14 protein-coding genes and 2 pseudogenes are annotated in these 17,113 nt (G+C 71.8%); 4 read left to right on the top strand and 12 right to left on the bottom strand.

Features of this window, described 5'->3' with window-relative positions; translation table 11 throughout:
- Positions 1 to 20: 20 nt before the first annotated feature.
- From ABZZ74_RS07880 to ABZZ74_RS07860, 5 genes are all read right to left on the bottom strand, one after another.
- Positions 21 to 1,010, bottom strand: a complete 990-nt coding sequence (locus ABZZ74_RS07880) for a malate dehydrogenase (protein WP_356762420.1) — start codon at positions 1,008 to 1,010, stop codon at positions 21 to 23.
- A 313-nt stretch (positions 1,011 to 1,323) separates the two neighbouring features.
- A complete protein-coding gene (locus ABZZ74_RS07875) occupies positions 1,324 to 2,505 on the bottom strand; it encodes a DUF2690 domain-containing protein (protein ID WP_356762419.1) in 1,182 nt (393 codons plus the stop codon).
- A gap of 196 nt (positions 2,506 to 2,701) precedes the next feature.
- Positions 2,702 to 3,157, bottom strand: coding sequence for a helix-turn-helix transcriptional regulator (locus ABZZ74_RS07870; protein WP_356762418.1), 456 nt, complete (start codon positions 3,155 to 3,157; stop codon positions 2,702 to 2,704).
- 210 nt (positions 3,158 to 3,367) lie between these two features.
- Complete coding sequence (locus tag ABZZ74_RS07865; protein WP_356762503.1) at positions 3,368 to 3,817, bottom strand: DUF3017 domain-containing protein; 450 nt, start codon at positions 3,815 to 3,817, stop codon at positions 3,368 to 3,370.
- A 385-nt stretch (positions 3,818 to 4,202) separates the two neighbouring features.
- Entirely contained in the window at positions 4,203 to 5,057 is an 855-nt protein-coding gene (locus ABZZ74_RS07860; RefSeq protein WP_133043176.1) for a bifunctional methylenetetrahydrofolate dehydrogenase/methenyltetrahydrofolate cyclohydrolase, read from the bottom strand.
- 258 nt (positions 5,058 to 5,315) lie between these two features.
- Between ABZZ74_RS07860 and ABZZ74_RS07855 the strand changes: the two genes are divergently transcribed.
- Complete coding sequence (locus tag ABZZ74_RS07855; RefSeq protein WP_356762417.1) at positions 5,316 to 6,035, top strand: RDD family protein; 720 nt, start codon at positions 5,316 to 5,318, stop codon at positions 6,033 to 6,035.
- Positions 6,036 to 6,171: 136 nt separating this feature from the next.
- Here the strand turns inward: ABZZ74_RS07855 and ABZZ74_RS07850 are convergent.
- Positions 6,172 to 6,276 (bottom strand): annotated as a pseudogene (locus tag ABZZ74_RS07850) (ATP-binding protein); the annotation flags it as partial.
- A gap of 12 nt (positions 6,277 to 6,288) precedes the next feature.
- On the opposite strand from ABZZ74_RS07850, the pseudogene ABZZ74_RS07845 reads away from it, so the two are divergent.
- Positions 6,289 to 6,372 (top strand): annotated as a pseudogene (locus tag ABZZ74_RS07845) (transcriptional regulator); the annotation flags it as partial.
- 107 nt (positions 6,373 to 6,479) lie between these two features.
- Here ABZZ74_RS07845 and purH read toward each other — a convergent pair.
- Positions 6,480 to 8,048 carry a bifunctional phosphoribosylaminoimidazolecarboxamide formyltransferase/IMP cyclohydrolase gene (gene purH, locus ABZZ74_RS07840; protein WP_356762416.1) on the bottom strand — a complete coding sequence of 523 codons (1,569 nt, stop codon included), beginning with the start codon at positions 8,046 to 8,048 and terminating at the stop codon, positions 6,480 to 6,482.
- A complete protein-coding gene (gene purN, locus ABZZ74_RS07835) occupies positions 8,045 to 8,674 on the bottom strand; it encodes a phosphoribosylglycinamide formyltransferase (protein WP_356762415.1) in 630 nt (209 codons plus the stop codon). Before purN ends, purH begins: the two co-directional genes overlap by 4 nt.
- A gap of 339 nt (positions 8,675 to 9,013) precedes the next feature.
- Here purN and ABZZ74_RS07830 point away from each other — a divergent pair, with 339 nt between their 5' ends.
- On the top strand, positions 9,014 to 9,787 hold the full coding sequence (locus ABZZ74_RS07830) for a hypothetical protein (RefSeq protein ID WP_356762414.1): 774 nt from the start codon (positions 9,014 to 9,016) through the stop codon (positions 9,785 to 9,787).
- Between the two features lie 250 nt (positions 9,788 to 10,037).
- Here ABZZ74_RS07830 and ABZZ74_RS07825 read toward each other — a convergent pair whose 3' ends face one another.
- Positions 10,038 to 11,822, bottom strand: coding sequence for a DUF6350 family protein (locus ABZZ74_RS07825; protein WP_356762413.1), 1,785 nt, complete (start codon positions 11,820 to 11,822; stop codon positions 10,038 to 10,040).
- Between ABZZ74_RS07825 and ABZZ74_RS07820 the strand changes: the two genes are divergently transcribed.
- Positions 11,805 to 12,749 (top strand): RNA polymerase subunit sigma-70, encoded by a 945-nt coding sequence (locus tag ABZZ74_RS07820; protein WP_356762502.1) that lies wholly within the window; start codon positions 11,805 to 11,807, stop codon positions 12,747 to 12,749. The two genes, ABZZ74_RS07825 and ABZZ74_RS07820, sit on opposite strands and share 18 nt — an antisense overlap.
- 87 nt (positions 12,750 to 12,836) lie before the next feature.
- Here ABZZ74_RS07820 and sucD read toward each other — a convergent pair whose 3' ends face one another.
- The 3 genes from sucD to ABZZ74_RS07805 form a co-directional block, all read right to left on the bottom strand.
- Positions 12,837 to 13,721, bottom strand: coding sequence for a succinate--CoA ligase subunit alpha (gene sucD, locus ABZZ74_RS07815; RefSeq protein WP_208784794.1), 885 nt, complete (start codon positions 13,719 to 13,721; stop codon positions 12,837 to 12,839).
- Between the two features lie 27 nt (positions 13,722 to 13,748).
- Positions 13,749 to 14,930, bottom strand: a complete 1,182-nt coding sequence (gene sucC / locus ABZZ74_RS07810; RefSeq protein ID WP_133043188.1) for an ADP-forming succinate--CoA ligase subunit beta — start codon at positions 14,928 to 14,930, stop codon at positions 13,749 to 13,751.
- 811 nt (positions 14,931 to 15,741) lie between these two features.
- Positions 15,742 to 16,929 (bottom strand): hypothetical protein, encoded by a 1,188-nt coding sequence (locus ABZZ74_RS07805; protein WP_356762412.1) that lies wholly within the window; start codon positions 16,927 to 16,929, stop codon positions 15,742 to 15,744.
- Positions 16,930 to 17,113: the final 184 nt, after the last annotated feature.

Raw genomic sequence — 17,113 nt, 5'->3', positions numbered from 1 at the left:
CGACCGTCAGATGGCGATCGTCAGATGAGGCCGAGACCGCGGACCGCCTCGCGCTCCTCCTCGAGCTCCTTGACGGAGGCGTCGATGCGGGCGCGGGAGAACTCGTTGATGTCCAGGCCCTGGACGATCTCGTACTGGCCGTCCTTGGTGGTGACCGGGAAGGAGGAGATCAGGCCCTCCGGGACGCCGTAGGAGCCGTCCGACGGGATGCCCATGGAGACCCAGTCGCCGTCGGCGGTGCCGTTGACCCAGGTGTGCACGTGGTCGATGGCGGCGTTGGCGGCGGACGCGGCGGAGGAGGCGCCACGGGCCTCGATGATCGCGGCGCCGCGCTTGGCGACGGTAGGGATGAAGTCCTCGGCCAGCCACTTCTCGTCGTTGACGACCTCGGCGGCGTTCTTGCCGGCGATGGTGGCGTGGAAGATGTCCGGGTACTGGGTGGCGGAGTGGTTGCCCCAGATCGTCAGGCGCTTGATGTCGGCGACCGTCGAGCCCGTCTTCTTCGCGAGCTGGGTCAGCGCGCGGTTGTGGTCGAGGCGGGTCATCGCGGTGAAACGCTCGGCCGGTACGTCCGGCGCGGCGGCCTGCGCGATGAGCGCGTTGGTGTTGGCCGGGTTGCCGACGACGAGCACCTTGATGTCGTCCGCCGCGTGGTCGTTGATGGCCTTGCCCTGCGGCTTGAAGATGCCGCCGTTGGCCTCGAGGAGGTCACCGCGCTCCATGCCCTTGGTGCGCGGGCGGGCGCCGACGAGAAGGGCGACGTTGGCGCCGTCGAAGGCGACGTTCGGGTCGTCGCTGATGTCGATGCCCTGGAGCAGCGGGAACGCGCAGTCGTCCAGCTCCATGGCCGTGCCCTCGGCGGCCTTCAGCGCGGGCGTGATCTCCAGGAGGCGCAGCTTGACCGGCACGTCCACGCCGAGCAGCTGGCCGGAGGCGATGCGGAAGAGGAGGGCGTAACCGATCTGGCCGGCCGCGCCGGTGACGGTGACGTTCACGGGAGTGCGGGTCATGGCGTTCTCCGTAGGACAGCTGGCGGTGGTCGTCCGGGTGGGACGTACAAATGATCGATCTCTTGGTATCAAGAGAGATCCACCGGTCAGGCTATCGCGCATCCGGGATCCCGCACCGCCGGGCCCGTGTGGCCCACCCCACAGAGTAAAGCCGCCCCGAAAAATTCGGGGCGGCACGCATGGGCCTGCCCATCCCGGGCACGCGAACCGTACCCCCACGGGAGTCCGGCACAGTCGGTACCCCCCACCAGGCGGCCGCCCCGTCCCCCCTCTCCCGGACGGGCGGCCGCCCCCTTGTGCGGGCCCAGTGCCGCTAGGGGGTGCACCCCTTCCGCCCGGACGCCAGCGTCGCGCAGGCCTTCGCCTCGCCCGCGTCCTTCACGGCGACCATCGGCGTGTACGCGATCGTGTCGCCGGCCTGGGTGATGCTGTCGTTCTCCTTGGCGGTGCCCGCGGTGACCTGCACCGAGTCGCCCGGCGCGGCGGCGGTGATACGGCCCCACGCGGCGCCGCAGGTCTTGCTGTAGCGCACCTCCAGGGTGACCGTGCCGACGGTGGCGGTCTTGGCGGTCGTCACGGCGGCGGTGTCCTTGGTGCACCCCATGGCCTCGGCGTCCTTGCCGGTGCAGGAGGCGCCGGCGCACTTCACGCCGGCCGGGAGGTCGACGGAGCTGACCGAGGGCGAGGGCGAGGGCGAGTCCTTCGCGCTCCCGTGCTTGCCGCCGCCCCGGTCGGTCAGGAAGAACACCGCCGCCATCACCACCAGGACGCCGACCAGCCCCGCGAGGAACATCGTCAGCCGCCGGCGGCCGGCACCGGAGGAGGAACCTCCGCCGGGCCGCGGAGCCTCGCCGAATCCACTCGGTGTCTCCGGTGTCCGGACGGCACCGTCGGACGCGGATCCCTGCGCGGGTGCGCCGAGCACCGGCGTGCGTCCGCCGGCCGGCGAGGGGCCCTGGTAGCCCGCCAGCCGCCAGGAGTTGACACCGGAGGAGCCCTCCGAGGACGCGTCGGTCGCCTCCGAGCCGCCGCCTTCCGGTGCCTCGGAGGCGACCGGCTGCGGCGGCACCGTCGGCGCCACTCCCGCAGGTCCCGCGATCCCCGGTGTCACCGTCGCGCTGCCACTCCTGGCGACCGCCTTGCCGCCCTTGGCGATCGTCGCGGGGGGCGCCCCGAACTCCCCGAGCGCGGCGCGCGCCTGGGAGATGCGGATGGCCTCCATGGTCATGTCGTGGCGCATCTCCGACTTGCTCCAGGCACGCTCGGCGAGCTCCCACATGGTCGTCAGATGGACCGGGTTGGTCCCCGTGACCTCGGCCAGCGCCACGATCGCGCCCTTGGGTGCGAGCAGCCGGCCGTTCAGATACCGCTCCCAGGACGTCTTGCTGTAGCCCGTGCGGTCGGCCACCGACGCGATGCTCAGGCCGCTGCGGTCCACGAGCCGGCGCAACTGGCTCGCGAACTCCCTGACCTGCGGATCGAGTTCGTCCGGCAAGGCCCTCCAACGAGGCATTGCTTCCCCCCTCTTCCCCCCTGCTTGGTGCTCGTCTCCTCGCGTCTTCCCCGCCCGCCCAGGATCTCAGTTTCCGGAGTGGGGGCGCACGGGTGCATTCGCGGTCGGACTCGCCCACGCTAGCCCTCCCTTGGAACAATCCCGTGTCAGATACGCAAACTATTAATACAGAGCCATCTCACCCCAGAGCGACCACGCCCACGACCGCGATCAGCGCGGTGAGGACGAGCAGCAGCACCGCGTAGCGCAGCAGTCTCCCCCCGTCCTCGGACGGTGACGGTTCCGGAGTGTCCCACCAGGGCAGCGTGGGGTCGTCCTCGTACTCGCCCGTGCCCTGATCCTCCGCGGGCCGCGCCGGCCGGGGCCAGGCCTGGACCGCCAGTTCCCAGCGGACGACGAAGCGCTCGGCGTCCGTCTCGGGCAGGCCCGCGATCCGGCACAGCGCCGCCACGGCCTGGCGGGGCGGAGGCTGGGTGCCGTTGAGATAGCGGTGCCAGGAGGACTTGCTGTACGCGGTTTTGGAGCCGAGCGCGACGAGGCTGAGCCCCGTCCGGTCCTTGAGGAGCCGCAACTGCTCCACGAAGTGCCGCACCTCCGGCGGCATGTCCCCCGCCAGCGGCTGCCAGCCGCCCATCGCACACCTCCCGCATCGTTCTGAGCAGGTGACGACGCCGGTTCACCGATGGTTCCCACGTGCCGTGCGCGTACCGGAACGGTCACTTCCGTGCCACAGCGCGCTGACAGCCGTTGAACAGGCCCTTCGCCGTGCAGGAGGGTGGTTCCCGCGACGGCCCGTCCTTGCTCGGGGGAGAGGACGGGCCGTCGTCGTGCCGGGTTCCTATGACTAAGTGCTGCTCACGGTGAAGTGCAGCGTGTCCTTGAGGAACGGGATCTGCAGCCAGGGGTGGGGCTGCACCATCAGCGCCAGCAGCACGATCGCCAGGCCGAGGCCGCCGTAGGTGACGATGTCGGTGAAGCGGGAGCGGACGGCGAGCATGCCGACGTCGGGCAGGACCCAGCGCAGCACGGCACCGGCCACCAGGGCGCAGCCGATCAGCAGGGTGCCGTAGCGGAAGGCGTCGAACGCGGTCAGCAACAGCCCCAGCCCGACGACGCCGAGCACGGCGAGGATCGGCCACTGCCGCGCGGGCGCGGGAGCGTCACCGGGCGCGGCCCGGCCACCACCCTCGGGACGCGCGGTGTCCCGCGTGAACAGCGGAAAGCGACGGGTGGTACGGCGCGGCACACCTTCGGCGTCGGGAGCACTGATGGCATCCCGCACGGTCTCCTCCACGGCATCCTCCGCCTCGCTCTCGCCCCCGCGATGCGGAGTGCCGCCGCCGGACACGTCCCGGCCGGCTCCTGGGCCGCGCTGCGAGGTGCCCCGGGCGCCCGACCCACCCCGGTCGGTCTTCGCGGCGCCCTTCGACGTGCCTCCGGCACCTGACGCACCCGACCCTCGACCGGGCGTGCCCTCGGTGCCTCGCGCGTCCCGGCCCGCCTCCGCGGCCCTACGCCGCTGCGAGCCCTCGGCCTCGCTCGCGTCCCCGCCGGGCCGGCCGGCCTCGCCGCCCGGCGTGCCCTTGGTGCCGGTCGTCGCGTTGATCGCCTCGCGGACCGCCGCCTCCGCCTGCTTCTCCGGGTCCTGCGGCACGCTCCGGCGCCGGGCGTCCCGGGCGTCAGCCGACACTGCGCTCCGCCGCCTCGACCACGTTGACGAGCAGCTGGGCGCGGGTCATCGGGCCGACGCCGCCCGGGTTCGGGGAGATCCAACCGGCCACCTCGGCGACGCCGGGGTGGACGTCGCCCACGATCTTGCCCTCGGCGCTGCGCGAGACACCGACGTCGAGGACGGCGGCGCCCGGCTTGACGTCCTCGGGCCGGATCAGATGGGCGGAACCGGCGGCCGCGACGATGATGTCCGCGCGCTTGAGGTGGGCCGACAGGTCCCGGGTGCCCGTGTGGCACTGGGTGACGGTCGCGTTCTCGCTGCGCCGCGTGAGCAGCAGCGGCATCGGCCGGCCGATGGTGACACCGCGGCCGACGACCACGACCTCGGCGCCCTTGATCTCGACGCCGTACTGCCGGAGGAGGGTGAGCACACCGTTCGGGGTGCAGGGCAGCGGCGCCGGTTCGTTGAGCACCAGCCGCCCGAGGTTCATCGGGTGCAGCCCGTCCGCGTCCTTGTCCGGGTCCATGAGCTCCAGGATCCGGTTCTCGTCGATGCCCTTCGGCAGCGGCAGCTGGACGATGTAACCCGTGCACGCCGGGTCCTCGTTGAGCTCCCGTACGACCGCCTCGATCTCCTCCTGCGTGGCGGTGTCCGGCAGTTCGCGCTGGATGGAGGCGATGCCGACCTGGGCGCAGTCGCGGTGCTTGCCCGCGACGTACTTCTGGCTGCCGGGATCGTCGCCGACGAGGATCGTGCCGAGGCCGGGCGTGACGCCCTTCTCCTTCAGCGCCGCCACGCGGGCGGTCAGATCGGACTTGATCGCGGCTGCGGTGGCCTTGCCATCGAGAATCTGGGCGGTCATGACCCCATCCTCGCGGATGACCGCCCCCCGGTTCCAATCCGGGTCCCACCAGCGCCCACGCCCGCCCTCACGTCCATGATCAGCCGTATTGCACTTGCACAACACATCTGATTTCCGGCTGGACAAGCCACACAGGGGTGAAGAAGCATGAACGGCGCAGTATCGCGGTTCATGTTCGGGGGGCAAACCGCTCACATCGTGTGATTCCTCCGCGCAATCCGCATCGTCCCCGCAGAGCGCAACGGAGGAAGACCGGCCATGAGTTTCGGCTCGCCCAACAATCCCTACGGTCAGCCGCAGAACCCGCAGCAGCCCGGTTACGGCTACCCGCAGCAGTCCCCGCAGGGAGTCCCGCCGCAGCAGGGTTACGGCTATCCCCAGCAGCCGGGTCAGCCCGGTTACGGCTACCCCCAGCAGCCAGGCCAGCCGGGGTACGGCTACCCCCAGCAGCCGGGCTACCCCCAGGGCGGCGGCTACCCCGGCGGCCCCGTCCCCAACGTCGCCTCGATGGGCCGCCGCTTCGGCGCCCGCCTCATCGACGGGCTGATCATCGGCGTGGTCTACATCGTCCTCACCTTCGCCGGCATCGCGGGCGCGGCGAACTCGGTCAAGGACTGCGACCCGAACGCCGCCGACTACAACACCTGCATCAACAACGCCGGCTCGGACTTCCTGGCCAAGTTCGGCGCGGTCTTCGGCATCATCATCGTCGCCAGCCTCCTCTACGAGGTGCTGATGATCGGCCTCCTCGGCGCGACGCTCGGCAAGATGGCCGTCGGCCTGCGCGTGGTGAAGGTCGAGACCGGCGAGAAGCCCGGCGTCGGCTCGTCGTTCATCCGCTGGGTCATCCCCCAGGTCGGCAGCGTCCTGTGCGGCATCGGCTCGCTCCTGGTCTACCTGTCCCCGTTCTGGGACAAGTCCGGCCGCCAGCAGGGCTGGCACGACAAGGCCGCGAGCACGATGGTCATCCAGAACTGACCCCGCCCCACCCCACCGAACACCAAGGGCCGTGCCCACCCACCAGAGGGGGGCACGGCCCTGGTGCGTCACCTGAAGGTTGCATCAGGAAGCCACTGCACCCGTCATCGCGGTCACCTCACACCACACGACCTTGCCCCGCCGGCTCAGGCGGTTCGGGATCCGCGTCCCACGCCCCGATCCACAACACCCCTGCCGCCCAGGACACCCGCAGGGCGGCGCCCTTCGTATGCCGTACGGCATAGCGCTCCACACGCTCTTCCATAGAGTGGAAGCCGCGTCGCTCGAACCCGAACAGTCGCGCGACCACATCCACAGGCTGGCCAAAGAGCCGTGAGGTACCCCGATGAACCTCCCCGAACTCTGCTCCGACGCACAACACGCACGGCGCCCCCGCACCGCTCAACAGGTGCGGGGGCGCCGTCAGTTCCGGGCAGGCGGGGGTCAGTGGAAGAAGTGTCGCGTCCCCGTGAAGTACATCGTCACGCCTGCCCTCTTCGCGGCCTCCACGACCAGTTCGTCGCGGACCGAACCGCCGGGCTGGACAACGGCCTTGACGCCGGCCGCGGTGAGGATTTCCAGGCCGTCGGGGAAGGGGAAGAACGCGTCGGAGGCGGCGTAGGAGCCGCGGGCACGCTCCTCGCCGGCCCGCTCGACCGCCAGCTTCGCGGAGTCGACGCGGTTCACCTGGCCCATGCCGACGCCGACCGAGGCGCCGTCCTTGGCGAGCAGGATGGCGTTGGACTTGACGGCGCGGCAGGCCTTCCAGGCGAAGGCCAGTTCGGCGAGTTCCGAAGGGGACAGCGCCTCGCCCGTGGCCAGCGTCCAGTTGGCGGGGTCGTCGCCGTCCGCCTGGAGGCGGTCCGTCACCTGGAGGAGCGCGCCGCCGTCGACCGGCTTCAGCTCGACGGGGTTCGAGGGCGCGCCCGCGGCCTTCAGGACCCGGATGTTCTTCTTCTTGGCGAGGGCTTCGAGAGCCCCCTCCTCGTAGTCCGGCGCGACGATGACCTCGGTGAAGATCTCGGCGACCTGCTCGGCCATCTCCTTCGACACCGGACGGTTGACGGCGATGACGCCGCCGAACGCCGACAGCGGGTCGCAGGCGTGGGCCTTGCGGTGCGCCTCGGCGACGTCCGAACCGATCGCGATGCCACAGGGGTTGGCGTGCTTGATGATCGCGACGCAGGGCTCTTCGTGGTCGTACGCGGCACGGCGCGCGGCGTCCGTGTCGGTGTAGTTGTTGTACGACATCTCCTTGCCGTGCAGCTGCTCGGCCTGCGCGAGACCGCCCGTGCCGGAGACATACAGCGCGGCCGGCTGGTGCGGGTTCTCGCCGTAGCGCAGGGTGTGCGCGCGCTCCCAGGTGCCGCCGAGGAAGTCGGGGAACTGGGAGTCGTCCACCGGGGCGTACGAGGACGCGAACCAGCTCGCCACCGCCACGTCGTACGCGGCCGTGTGCTGGAAGGCCTCCGCGGCCAGACGCTTGCGGGTGTTGAGGTCGAAGCCGCCCTCGCGGACGGCGGCCAGGACGTCCGCGTAGCGAGCCGGGCTGGTGACGACCGCGACGGAGGGGTGGTTCTTGGCGGCGGCGCGGACCATCGACGGGCCGCCGATGTCGATCTGCTCGACGCACTCGTCCGGGGTGGCGCCGGAGGCAACGGTCTCGCGGAACGGATAGAGGTTGACGACGACCAGGTCGAACGGCTCGACACCCAGTTCCGCCAGCTGCTCGCGGTGGCTCTCCAGCCGCAGGTCGGCCAGGATGCCCGCGTGCACCCGGGGGTGCAGGGTCTTGACGCGGCCGTCGAGGCACTCGGGGAAGCCGGTCAGCTCCTCGACCTTGGTGACGGGGACGCCCGCGGCGGCGATGCGGCCGGCGGTGGACCCGGTGGAGACGAGCTCCACGCCCGCCTTGTGCAGGCCGCGCGCGAGGTCTTCGAGGCCCGTCTTGTCGTAGACGCTGACGAGCGCCCGGCGGATCGGCCGCTTGTTGGTCTCGGCGTTGGCGGTCACTGGATAACTACCTTTCGTCCCTCAATGCGATAGCCGTTGCGGGCGAGCCGCCCCACGACATCGACGAGCAGCCTTCGCTCGACTTCCTTGATGCGCTCGTGCAGAGCGCTCTCGTCGTCCTCGTCCCGGACCTCCACCACGCCCTGAGCGATGATCGGTCCGGTGTCGACGCCGTCGTCGACGAAGTGGACGGTGCATCCGGTGACCTTGGCGCCGTACGCGAGCGCGTCGCGCACACCGTGGGCTCCCGGGAAACTGGGCAGCAGGGCCGGGTGGGTGTTGACGAACCGTCCGCCGAAGCGCGCGAGGAACTCCTTCCCCACGATCTTCATGAACCCGGCGGAGACCACGAGGTCGGGTTCATGGGCGGCGACGGCCTCGGCGAGGGCGGCGTCCCACTCCTCGCGCGTGCCGTAGCCCTTCACCTTGCGCACGAAGGTGGGCAGTCCGGCGCGCTCGGCCCGCGCGAGCCCCTCGATGCCCTCGCGGTCCGCGCCGACGGCCACGATCTCGGCGCCGTAGGCCTCGACGCCGGTGGCCGCGATCTCGTCGAGGAGCGCCTGCAGATTGGTGCCGGATCCGGAGACCAGCACGACGAGGCGCTTGACCACGGGCTTGGCGGCCACGATGGGGCCCTTTCTCGGGGGTACGTCGGGTGCGTTCTTCGCGCGGCCGGTTCGCACGCTGGACGAGCACGGGCTTTGTACATTCGTACGAATGCTTCGCGCCCCGGGATACGGGGAAGTCTACGAAGCGGCCGACCGTCAGCAACGATACCGGCACATGCGGCGGCCCCCACGGGACGGGGGCGTGGCCGGAAGGTAGCGTCTGGGAGGAGCCTGCCGGGAACGCGCTCGCCGTGCGGCACGTTCATGGGGTGAAGCCTCCTGCAGGATCAGCCGTAATCGCCCAGTTCGCTGGGTTCGCCCAGTTCACGAAGTCACCAAGGGGAAGACGCTCTCTTGATGTCGGACCGCAGTCTGCGCCTCCTTACGCTCTCCCCGCTCCCGGCACAGGGAGGGGAGCGGGACGCCGTGCTGCTGCGGGAGCGGCCGTCCTCGCCGCCGGACGCGCCGTCGGAGGGCGCACAGGGCGGCGACGGGGACGGCGACCGCCAGGAGGACAACCCGTTCGCCCCGCCGCCGGAGGGCACCCCCGACCGCCCCTGGCAGCCGCGCCGGCCCGCCGGCGGCGACGACTCCCAGGGCGACGACAACTCCCACTCCCCGTGGGGCAGCCAGTGGAGCGACCGCCAGCCGGGCCGCTCCTCGGGCGGCTTCGGCGAGCGCCCCGGCGCCCCCGGCCCGGAGGGCCCCGGCGGCAACACCCCCGACCAGGGAATGCGCTGGGACCCGACCGACCCCGCCCAGCGCCGCGCACGGTACGCCCTGCTGTGCGGCATGTGGGCCTTCTTCTTCGCCCTCTTCAGCTGGCCGTACGTGGCCCTGCTGCTGGGCGCGCTCGCCCTGTACTGGGGCATCAGCGCACTGCGCACCAAGCCCCGCGAGAACCCCGGCGCCTCCCCCGCCGACCAGGGTCGCCCCCAGATGACCGCGGCGGTGACGGGCCTGGTCACCGCCTCCCTGGCCATCACCCTGGTCGCCGCGGCCTTCACGGCCCAGCTGGTCTACCGCGACTACTACACCTGCACGAACGACGCCCTCACGAACGAGGCGAAGCAGGCCTGCACGGACCATCTCCCCAAGGAACTACGGGGGTTGCTGGGCACGAACAGCTGACGCGCCGGACGGGGGCGGGCAGGGGGTTGGCGAGCGGCCGGTGATCGGAGCGGTCACTGTGGGGCGGGGGCTGCCGCACGTCGACGGTCCGCTGTGCGTCCGGCACCTGCGGATTGGCGGTGGCTTACTGCCCGTCCGGCGACTGCGGCACGTCGGCGGTGGCGCCTCCGGTCATCGCTGCAGGTCGCTGGGTGCGTGCGGCGGCTGAGGCACTTCGCTGTGACACCGCGCGTCGGGGCCTGCGATGCGTTCACTCCGTTTCCGGTGGCTGCGACTCGTCGCCGGCCTCTTTGAGCGCCGTCCAACGTGCCTCCCGTGAGGCGTCGTCCTCCCGTGGAGCGGGCGGGGGTTCCGGCCGGGGGTCGGTGGGCAGGAGGTCGAACGCCGTGTCGGCCTGGTCGCGTACGACGCCGTAGAACTCGTCCCCGTCGTACGCCCCGCCGCCCTCCGGCACCGCACCAGGAGCCCCCTTCTGGAAGCCGAGCCACGCCCCGAAGGCGGCCAAGGCCCCCCGCCGGCCCTCGGCTTCGGCCGTCTCCGACCTCGGCGCGGCCACCCTTGTCTCGGCGCGCCACGGCTCAGTGATCCTCGGCCCAGTGATCCTCGACTCAGTGATCTTCGACTCGGCATTCCTCGGCTCAGCGACCTCCCGCCGACTCCCCTCCCGTCCGTTCTCCTCCCGCCCACTCCCCTCCCGTCCGCTCTCCCCCCGCCCTCCACCCCTGCGCCGCCAGCCCCGCACCCCGAGCGCCACCGGTACGGCCACCGCCAGGATCCATGCCAGCGCCGCGCCCCCCGTCTCCCACCACACCGGCCCGAACCGCGCCAGCGCCGCGACCCCGAGCCGTCCGCCCGCCAGCGCGGTGAGCACGGCGACGCCCGCCGCACAGAGCACCGTGGCCACTACGGCCGTACCGGCGGTCCTGCCGCCCGACCAGGCCTCGGCGCCGTCTCCCCCGCCCGCCGCCCCCAGCGAAGCAGCCGCCGCACCCACGAACCACCCCACGACCATCCCGGCCACCACCGGCACCACCCCCGTCGCCCAGTCGGCCCATCCCCCCTGCCCCGCCCCCGGCACGGCCGCCAGCAGTGGGAACGGCGGGAGCATCGGTGCCGGTGCCGAGGACAGCGGGGTCACGGCATGCCCCACGCTCAGCACGAACCCCGGGCCGAGGGCGTACGAGGCGCCCCACACGGCCGCGTTGGGCAGCAGGGTCAGGCACAGCAGCAGTACCGCGAACCGCCCCGACCAGCCCTCCGTCACCTGCAGAAAGGACGCGCGCGTCGCCTCGCCGTGCCACAGCAGGGAGGCGCCCACCAGCAGCGCCCCGCCCCCGACAAGGACCGTCACCCCGGCCGCCGCGGCCCGCGCCGCGACCCCCCACCGTTCACGCGCCCGCGTGCCGAACACCAGCCGACGTACTCCCGCGGGCAGCAGCAACAGCACCCCGTCAACGGGCTCCCGGGGACGGCCGTAGGCAGTCCAGATCCCGGCCCCCGCCGCCCCCACCACGACGAGCGGCACGCAGATCCCCGTCCACATCCACGACGGCCGCAGAGCGCCCCCGGACGCGTACAGGGCAGCCGCCGCTCCGACGCCCAGGTAGCCGAGGACGACGCCCGTCAACGCCGTACGGCCCGGGAGCAGCGGCACCGGCCCCTCCGTCTGCTCCCCCTCCACCGCGTCCCGGGCCGCGCGGTGCACCAGCCACAGCGGCAGGGCGAGCAGCAGCAACGGCGTCACACCGACGGGCGCGGCGGCGCCGGAGAGCGTGTCGGTCCGGACCAGTTCCACGCCGTGCGCGAGCAGCCACAGCGCCGCCGCCACGTGCAGCGCGCCCCCGGGCCCGCTGTCGGGGTACGGCGAACTGATCCACAGCATGATCACGAGTACCGCGAACACCCCGAGCCCCAGCCCGGCCGCGACCGCGCCACCCAGAAGGCTGGCACCCAGTCCGGGCGATCGGTCGCGCAGACGGATGAGCAGGGACGACAACGACATGCGGCGAGCGGTCAGCTGGGTCACGACCGTCATGCTCCCAACGACACGCGCTTTCCCGTCGTAACAGGCGAACCTCCGCTGTGTCGCCCAATATACGTTTATGTACTTTTTCGTACGAAGGGGCGCCCAGTGACGCAGCCTCAGGAACCGGAACAGACAGCGCCCCTGACACCCGCTCAGGCCTTCGACGCGCTGTACGCGTTCTGCGCCCCGGCCCTCGTACGGCAGACCTACCTGCTCACCGGCCGACGCGAACTCGCCCGTGAGTCCGTGGAGCGGGCCTTCCAACTCGCCTGGCAGCGCTGGCCGGAGGTGGCCCGCGACCGGGATCCGGGAGGCTGGGTGCGCGCGGCGGCGTACGACTTCGCGCTCTCCCCCTGGCACCGCTTCCGCCCCCGCTACCGCCACCCCGAGCCCCCACCGGCGGACGCCCCCGACCGCGCGCTGCTTTCCGCGCTCCTCGAGCTCCCCCCGCCGTACCGCCGCACGCTCGTGCTGTACGACGGTGTGGGGCTCGGTCTCCCGGAGACCGCGGCGGAGACGGAGGCCAGCACACCGGCGGCCGCGGGCCGGCTGCTGCACGCCCGCGAGGTCGTCGCCGCGCACGTCCCGGACCTCGTGGACCCGGCCGAACTCCACCACCGACTGGCGAGGCTGGCCTCCACGGAACGGCTGCGCGCGGCCAAGCCGACACGGGTGCGGGTCGGGGGCGAGCGCAGGACGCGCTTCTGGACCCGGGCCGCCATCGCGTGCACGGTCGCCCTGATCGGCACGACGACGTTCACCGTGCGGACGGCTCCGACGCACTACGAGCCACCGGTACCGCCCGGCGTGCAGGTGCGGGGTCTTCCGCCCCGGGTCGCACAGGGGCCGCTGTCGGAGGAGGAGGCCGACCTGCGCAAGAAGCTGCGGGCGGAGACGGTCCCGGGGCAGGACAGGCTCGTACCGCTGGACCGGTGAGCGAACCGGGGAGGAAAGCAGTGGCAGGCAGGCCGATGGGCCCGCCCCCTTCCCGGGAACGGGCCCATCGGTCGACGCTGGGGGACCTCAGGCGCTGAGGATCTCCCGGGCCAGCTTCGCGGTCTCGGTCGGGGTCTTGCCGACCTTGACGCCCGCGGCCTCGAGAGCCTCCTTCTTCGCCTGCGCCGTACCGGAGGAACCGGAGACGATGGCGCCGGCGTGGCCCATCGTCTTGCCCTCGGGCGCGGTGAAGCCCGCGACGTAGCCGACGACCGGCTTGGTCACGTTCTCCTTGATGAAGGCCGCGGCCCGCTCCTCGGCGTCGCCGCCGATCTCACCGATCATCACGATCAGGTCGGTGTCGGGGTCGTCCTGGAAGGCGGCCAGCGCGTCGATGTGCGTGGTGCCGATGATCGGGTCGCCACCGATGCCGACGGCGGTGGAGAAGCCGATGTCACGCAGCTCGTACATCATCTGGTAGGTCAGCGTGCCGGACTTCGAGACCAGGCCGATGCGGCCCGGCTTGGTGATGTCGCCCGGGATGATGCCGACGTTCGACTGACCCGGGGTGATGATGCCGGGGCAGTTCGGGCCGATGATGCGGGTCTTGTTGCCCTTCTTGCCGGCGTACGCCCAGAAGGCGGCCGTGTCGTGCACGGCGATGCCCTCGGTGATGACGACGGCCAGCGGGATCTCGGCGTCGATCGCCTCGTCCACGGCGGACTTGGTGAACTTCTCCGGGACGAAGATGACCGAGACGTTGGCGCCGGTGGCCTCGATGGCCTCCTTGACGGTGCCGAAGACCGGTACCTCGGTGCCGTCGAAGTCCACGGTGGTGCCCGCCTTGCGCGGGTTCACGCCGCCCACGACGTTGGTGCCGTCGCCCAGCATGAGCTTGGTGTGCTTCATGCCCGTGGCACCGGTCATGCCCTGGACGATGACCTTGCTGTCCTTGTCGAGCCAGATAGCCATGGTGTGTTGTGTCCTCGTCCTGAGTGCTTACTTGGCGGCGTGGGCCAGCTCGGCGGCCTTGTCGGCCGCGCCGTCCATGGTGTCGACGCGCTGCACCAGCGGGTGCGCGGCGTCGGTGAGGATCTGTCGGCCCAGCTCGGCGTTGTTGCCGTCGAGACGGACGACCAGCGGCTTGGTGACGTCCTCGCCGCGCTCCTCGAGGAGCTTCAGGGCCTGCACGATGCCGTTGGCGACCTCGTCGCAGGCGGTGATGCCACCGAAGACGTTGACGAAGACGGACTTGACGTCCGGGTCGCCGAGGATGATCTCCAGGCCGTTCGCCATGACCTGGGCGGAGGCGCCACCGCCGATGTCCAGGAAGTTGGCGGGCTTGACGCCGCCGTGCTTCTCACCGGCGTAGGCGACGACGTCCAGGGTGCTCATCACGAGACCGGCGCCGTTGCCGATGATGCCGACCTCGCCGTCGAGCTTGACGTAGTTGAGGTTCTTCTCCTTGGCGGCGGCCTCGAGCGGGTTGGCCGCGGCCTTGTCGTGGAGCTCCTCGAAGTCGGGGTGACGGAACTCGGCGTTGTCGTCGAGTGACACCTTGCCGTCGAGGGCGATCACGTCACCGGAGGCGACCTTGGCCAGCGGGTTGACCTCGACCAGGAGGGCGTCCTCCTTGATGAAGGTGTCCCACAGCTTGACCAGGACGTTCGCGACCTTGTCGGCGACCTCGGCCGGGAACTTGGCGGCCGCGACGATCTCGCGGGCCTTGGCCTCGTCCACCCCGTCGATGGGGTTGATCGGGGTCTGCGCGACGGCCTCCGGGCGGGTGGCCGCCACCTCCTCGATCTCCATGCCGCCCTCGACGGAGGCGATGGAGAGGAAGGTGCGGTTGGCGCGGTCGAGGAGGAAGGAGACGTAGTACTCCTCGACGATCTCGGGCGCGGTCTCGGCGATCATCACCTTGTGGACCGTGTGGCCCTTGATGTCCATGCCGAGGATGTCCGTCGCACGGGCGACGGCCTCGTCCGCGGAGGCGGCCAGCTTGACGCCACCGGCCTTGCCGCGACCACCGACCTTCACCTGCGCCTTGACGACGGACTTGCCGCCCAGACGCTCGGTGATCTCGCGCGCCGCCTCAGGCGTGTCGATGACTTCACCGGCCAGCACCGGTACATCGTGCTTGGCGAAGAGGTCCCTCGCCTGGTACTCGAACAGGTCCACGCGCTTCCGTCCCTATCAGTGATCTCGCGGTTCGTTGGATGCGTGGGCGTGCCGCGAAGGGCAACGTGACGTCCGCATGGGTCACAGGGGAAGCGCACACGGTGTCCGAGCGCGCGGCATGTCCGTCTCGCAGGTTATCGCCGCTTGCGGGGGTGCCCTAAATCGAGGGTCACACCTGAGCGGTGATACCTGTCACATGATGCCGGAATCACTGGCACGGGGTGCCGGGTGCGAGGGCGAAGGGGGAGAGCGCGAAGGTCACGTGGGAGGACGCGGGGAAGGGCCTCACCGGGCTGGGGTTGACCCGGTGAGGCCCACTGAACAGCCCCGCGGGGGCACGAATGGGCCACCCCTGGGGGCTGGGGCCGGTGGTTCCCACCCCAATGGGAACCACCCGCCCCGTTCCGCGCGGCCACGACAGGACGACCGACGGCTTTCGGCCGTCCGTGTCCCGCACCTCACGGAGTCAGCGACCCGACGCGCTGCTCACGCGCCGGAGGAGGGCGTCTTACGACGCCGGTGGTGGACCGGTCGTATGCCGGTGCGTCCCGCGACGCCGGGGCCGATGCTTCGGCTGCCGGGGGTGTGGGGCGCCCACGGAGGTGGTGAGTGACCGGTCGGTCGGTGTCGAAGGGGGCGTACGACGCTGAGCCTCACCTGGACGTTTCCGGCGCCGGATCCGGTCGCGCTCCGGGGAGTGGGACCGGCGGGCCGGAGAGTCGGCGGCTTCCGTCCCGAGATTTTGGGGTCCGGACCGGCGAGCGACCTCTTCCGCCCCCGCACGGCGGGTCAGCCGTGCGGGAGGGCCGCCCTAGGCGGGGGAAACCGGAACGTCCCGGTGCCTGTCGCGGGTGGCGCCCACGTCGGCGCGGTCTGCGACGCCGGCCAGAAGCCGCAGCGGCGCCCGCTGGTCGAGCGCGACGGCGTACGCGTCGCCGTGCCGCGAGGTGCCGCTGTCGAGGGCGTTACGGCTGCTCAGCTCACCGGTCGGGTCACCGCCCGGAGCCTGGTGCACCGGGACGTACCCGGTGATGTCGTTCCGCTGTCCGCCGCCATGGCCCGAGGCATGCGCCGCACCGGTGTCCAGGCCCGGTTTCGGCCCGTACGTCGTCCCGCGCACCGCTACTCCGGAACGGCCGTCGGCGGAACCCGCGCCCGTCGCCGACCGCCCCGCACCGTCACCCGGCTGCGGAACCGGCGCCGGCAGCGTCTGCCCCGGGCCGGCCGGAAGTCCGGGCACCGAGGGGAGCGAGGGCAGGCCGGGCAGGCCGGGCAGCGACGGTGCGCCGGGCTGGGTCGGGAGGCCCGGCAGCGCCGGCAACGACGACAGCGGCGGTATCTGCGCGGTCACCTCGCCGAGTGCGTCGGTCACCGCCACGACGAGTCCACCGACCGGCTGCAGGACGTGCCCGCCTACACCCTGGACGAGGGCGTCGACGGCGGACCCGAGGATCTGGTCACCGGCACCAGGGAGGGTGAGGGGAGCGGCCGGGGGCGGCGGTGCCGGGCGGCCCGTCCGGGCTTCGGGGTTGGCTCCCGTCGGCTGCGGGTCCGGGTTCGGTCTTGACGGCTTCGGGTTGGCCGGGTTCGCGGGCCTCGGGGACGGTGAGGAGGGGGGCGTGGGAGCCGTCGGCCAAGGCTTGGCCGGAGGCTCCGGCTGAGGCGGGACCGGGGATTGGGCCCGGGGGGCCGGGGGTGGCGCCGGGACCACCGGCCGGTCGTCGACGAACGCAGCCGGCGCCTGGACGATTCGGCCGACCGAGCGCTCCGCCACCGCCCCGACGCCGCCCAGCCGCAGGCCATCCGCCCGCACACCACCCGCCCGCAGGCCATCCGCCCGCACGCCATCCACCGCAGCGAGCGGCCCGGCCGTCCGTGCGGACGTCACCGGCACCCCCTCCGCCGCGTGCGCCTGCTCTCCGCAGAGGAACCCGAGTGCGACCAACCCGCCCGCCAGCAGCGCCACTTGCAGCACACGCCGGGCAACCGCCGTGCGCATCAAACGCAGAGCGGCGCCGGGCAGGGCTGCTGGCCAGGGCAAGAGGGGGTCGATCCTCCCGTGCTGCGGAACGGTCTCGGTCGAGAAGGCGTCGATCCTTGCACGCCCCTCCGGAGGTTGCGCAAGCCCTCCGTTACCGATGGGTAGTCATGTCCCTTTTGCTGCTCCGAGTCGGACGACGACT

This window comes from Streptomyces sp. NPDC006476 (assembly GCF_040612015.1).
GTDB classification, from domain to species: Bacteria; Actinomycetota; Actinomycetes; order Streptomycetales; family Streptomycetaceae; genus Streptomyces; species Streptomyces griseorubiginosus_B.
The sequence above is the reverse complement of the archived record's forward strand: the minus strand, read 5'-3'. Positions and strand labels throughout refer to the sequence as shown.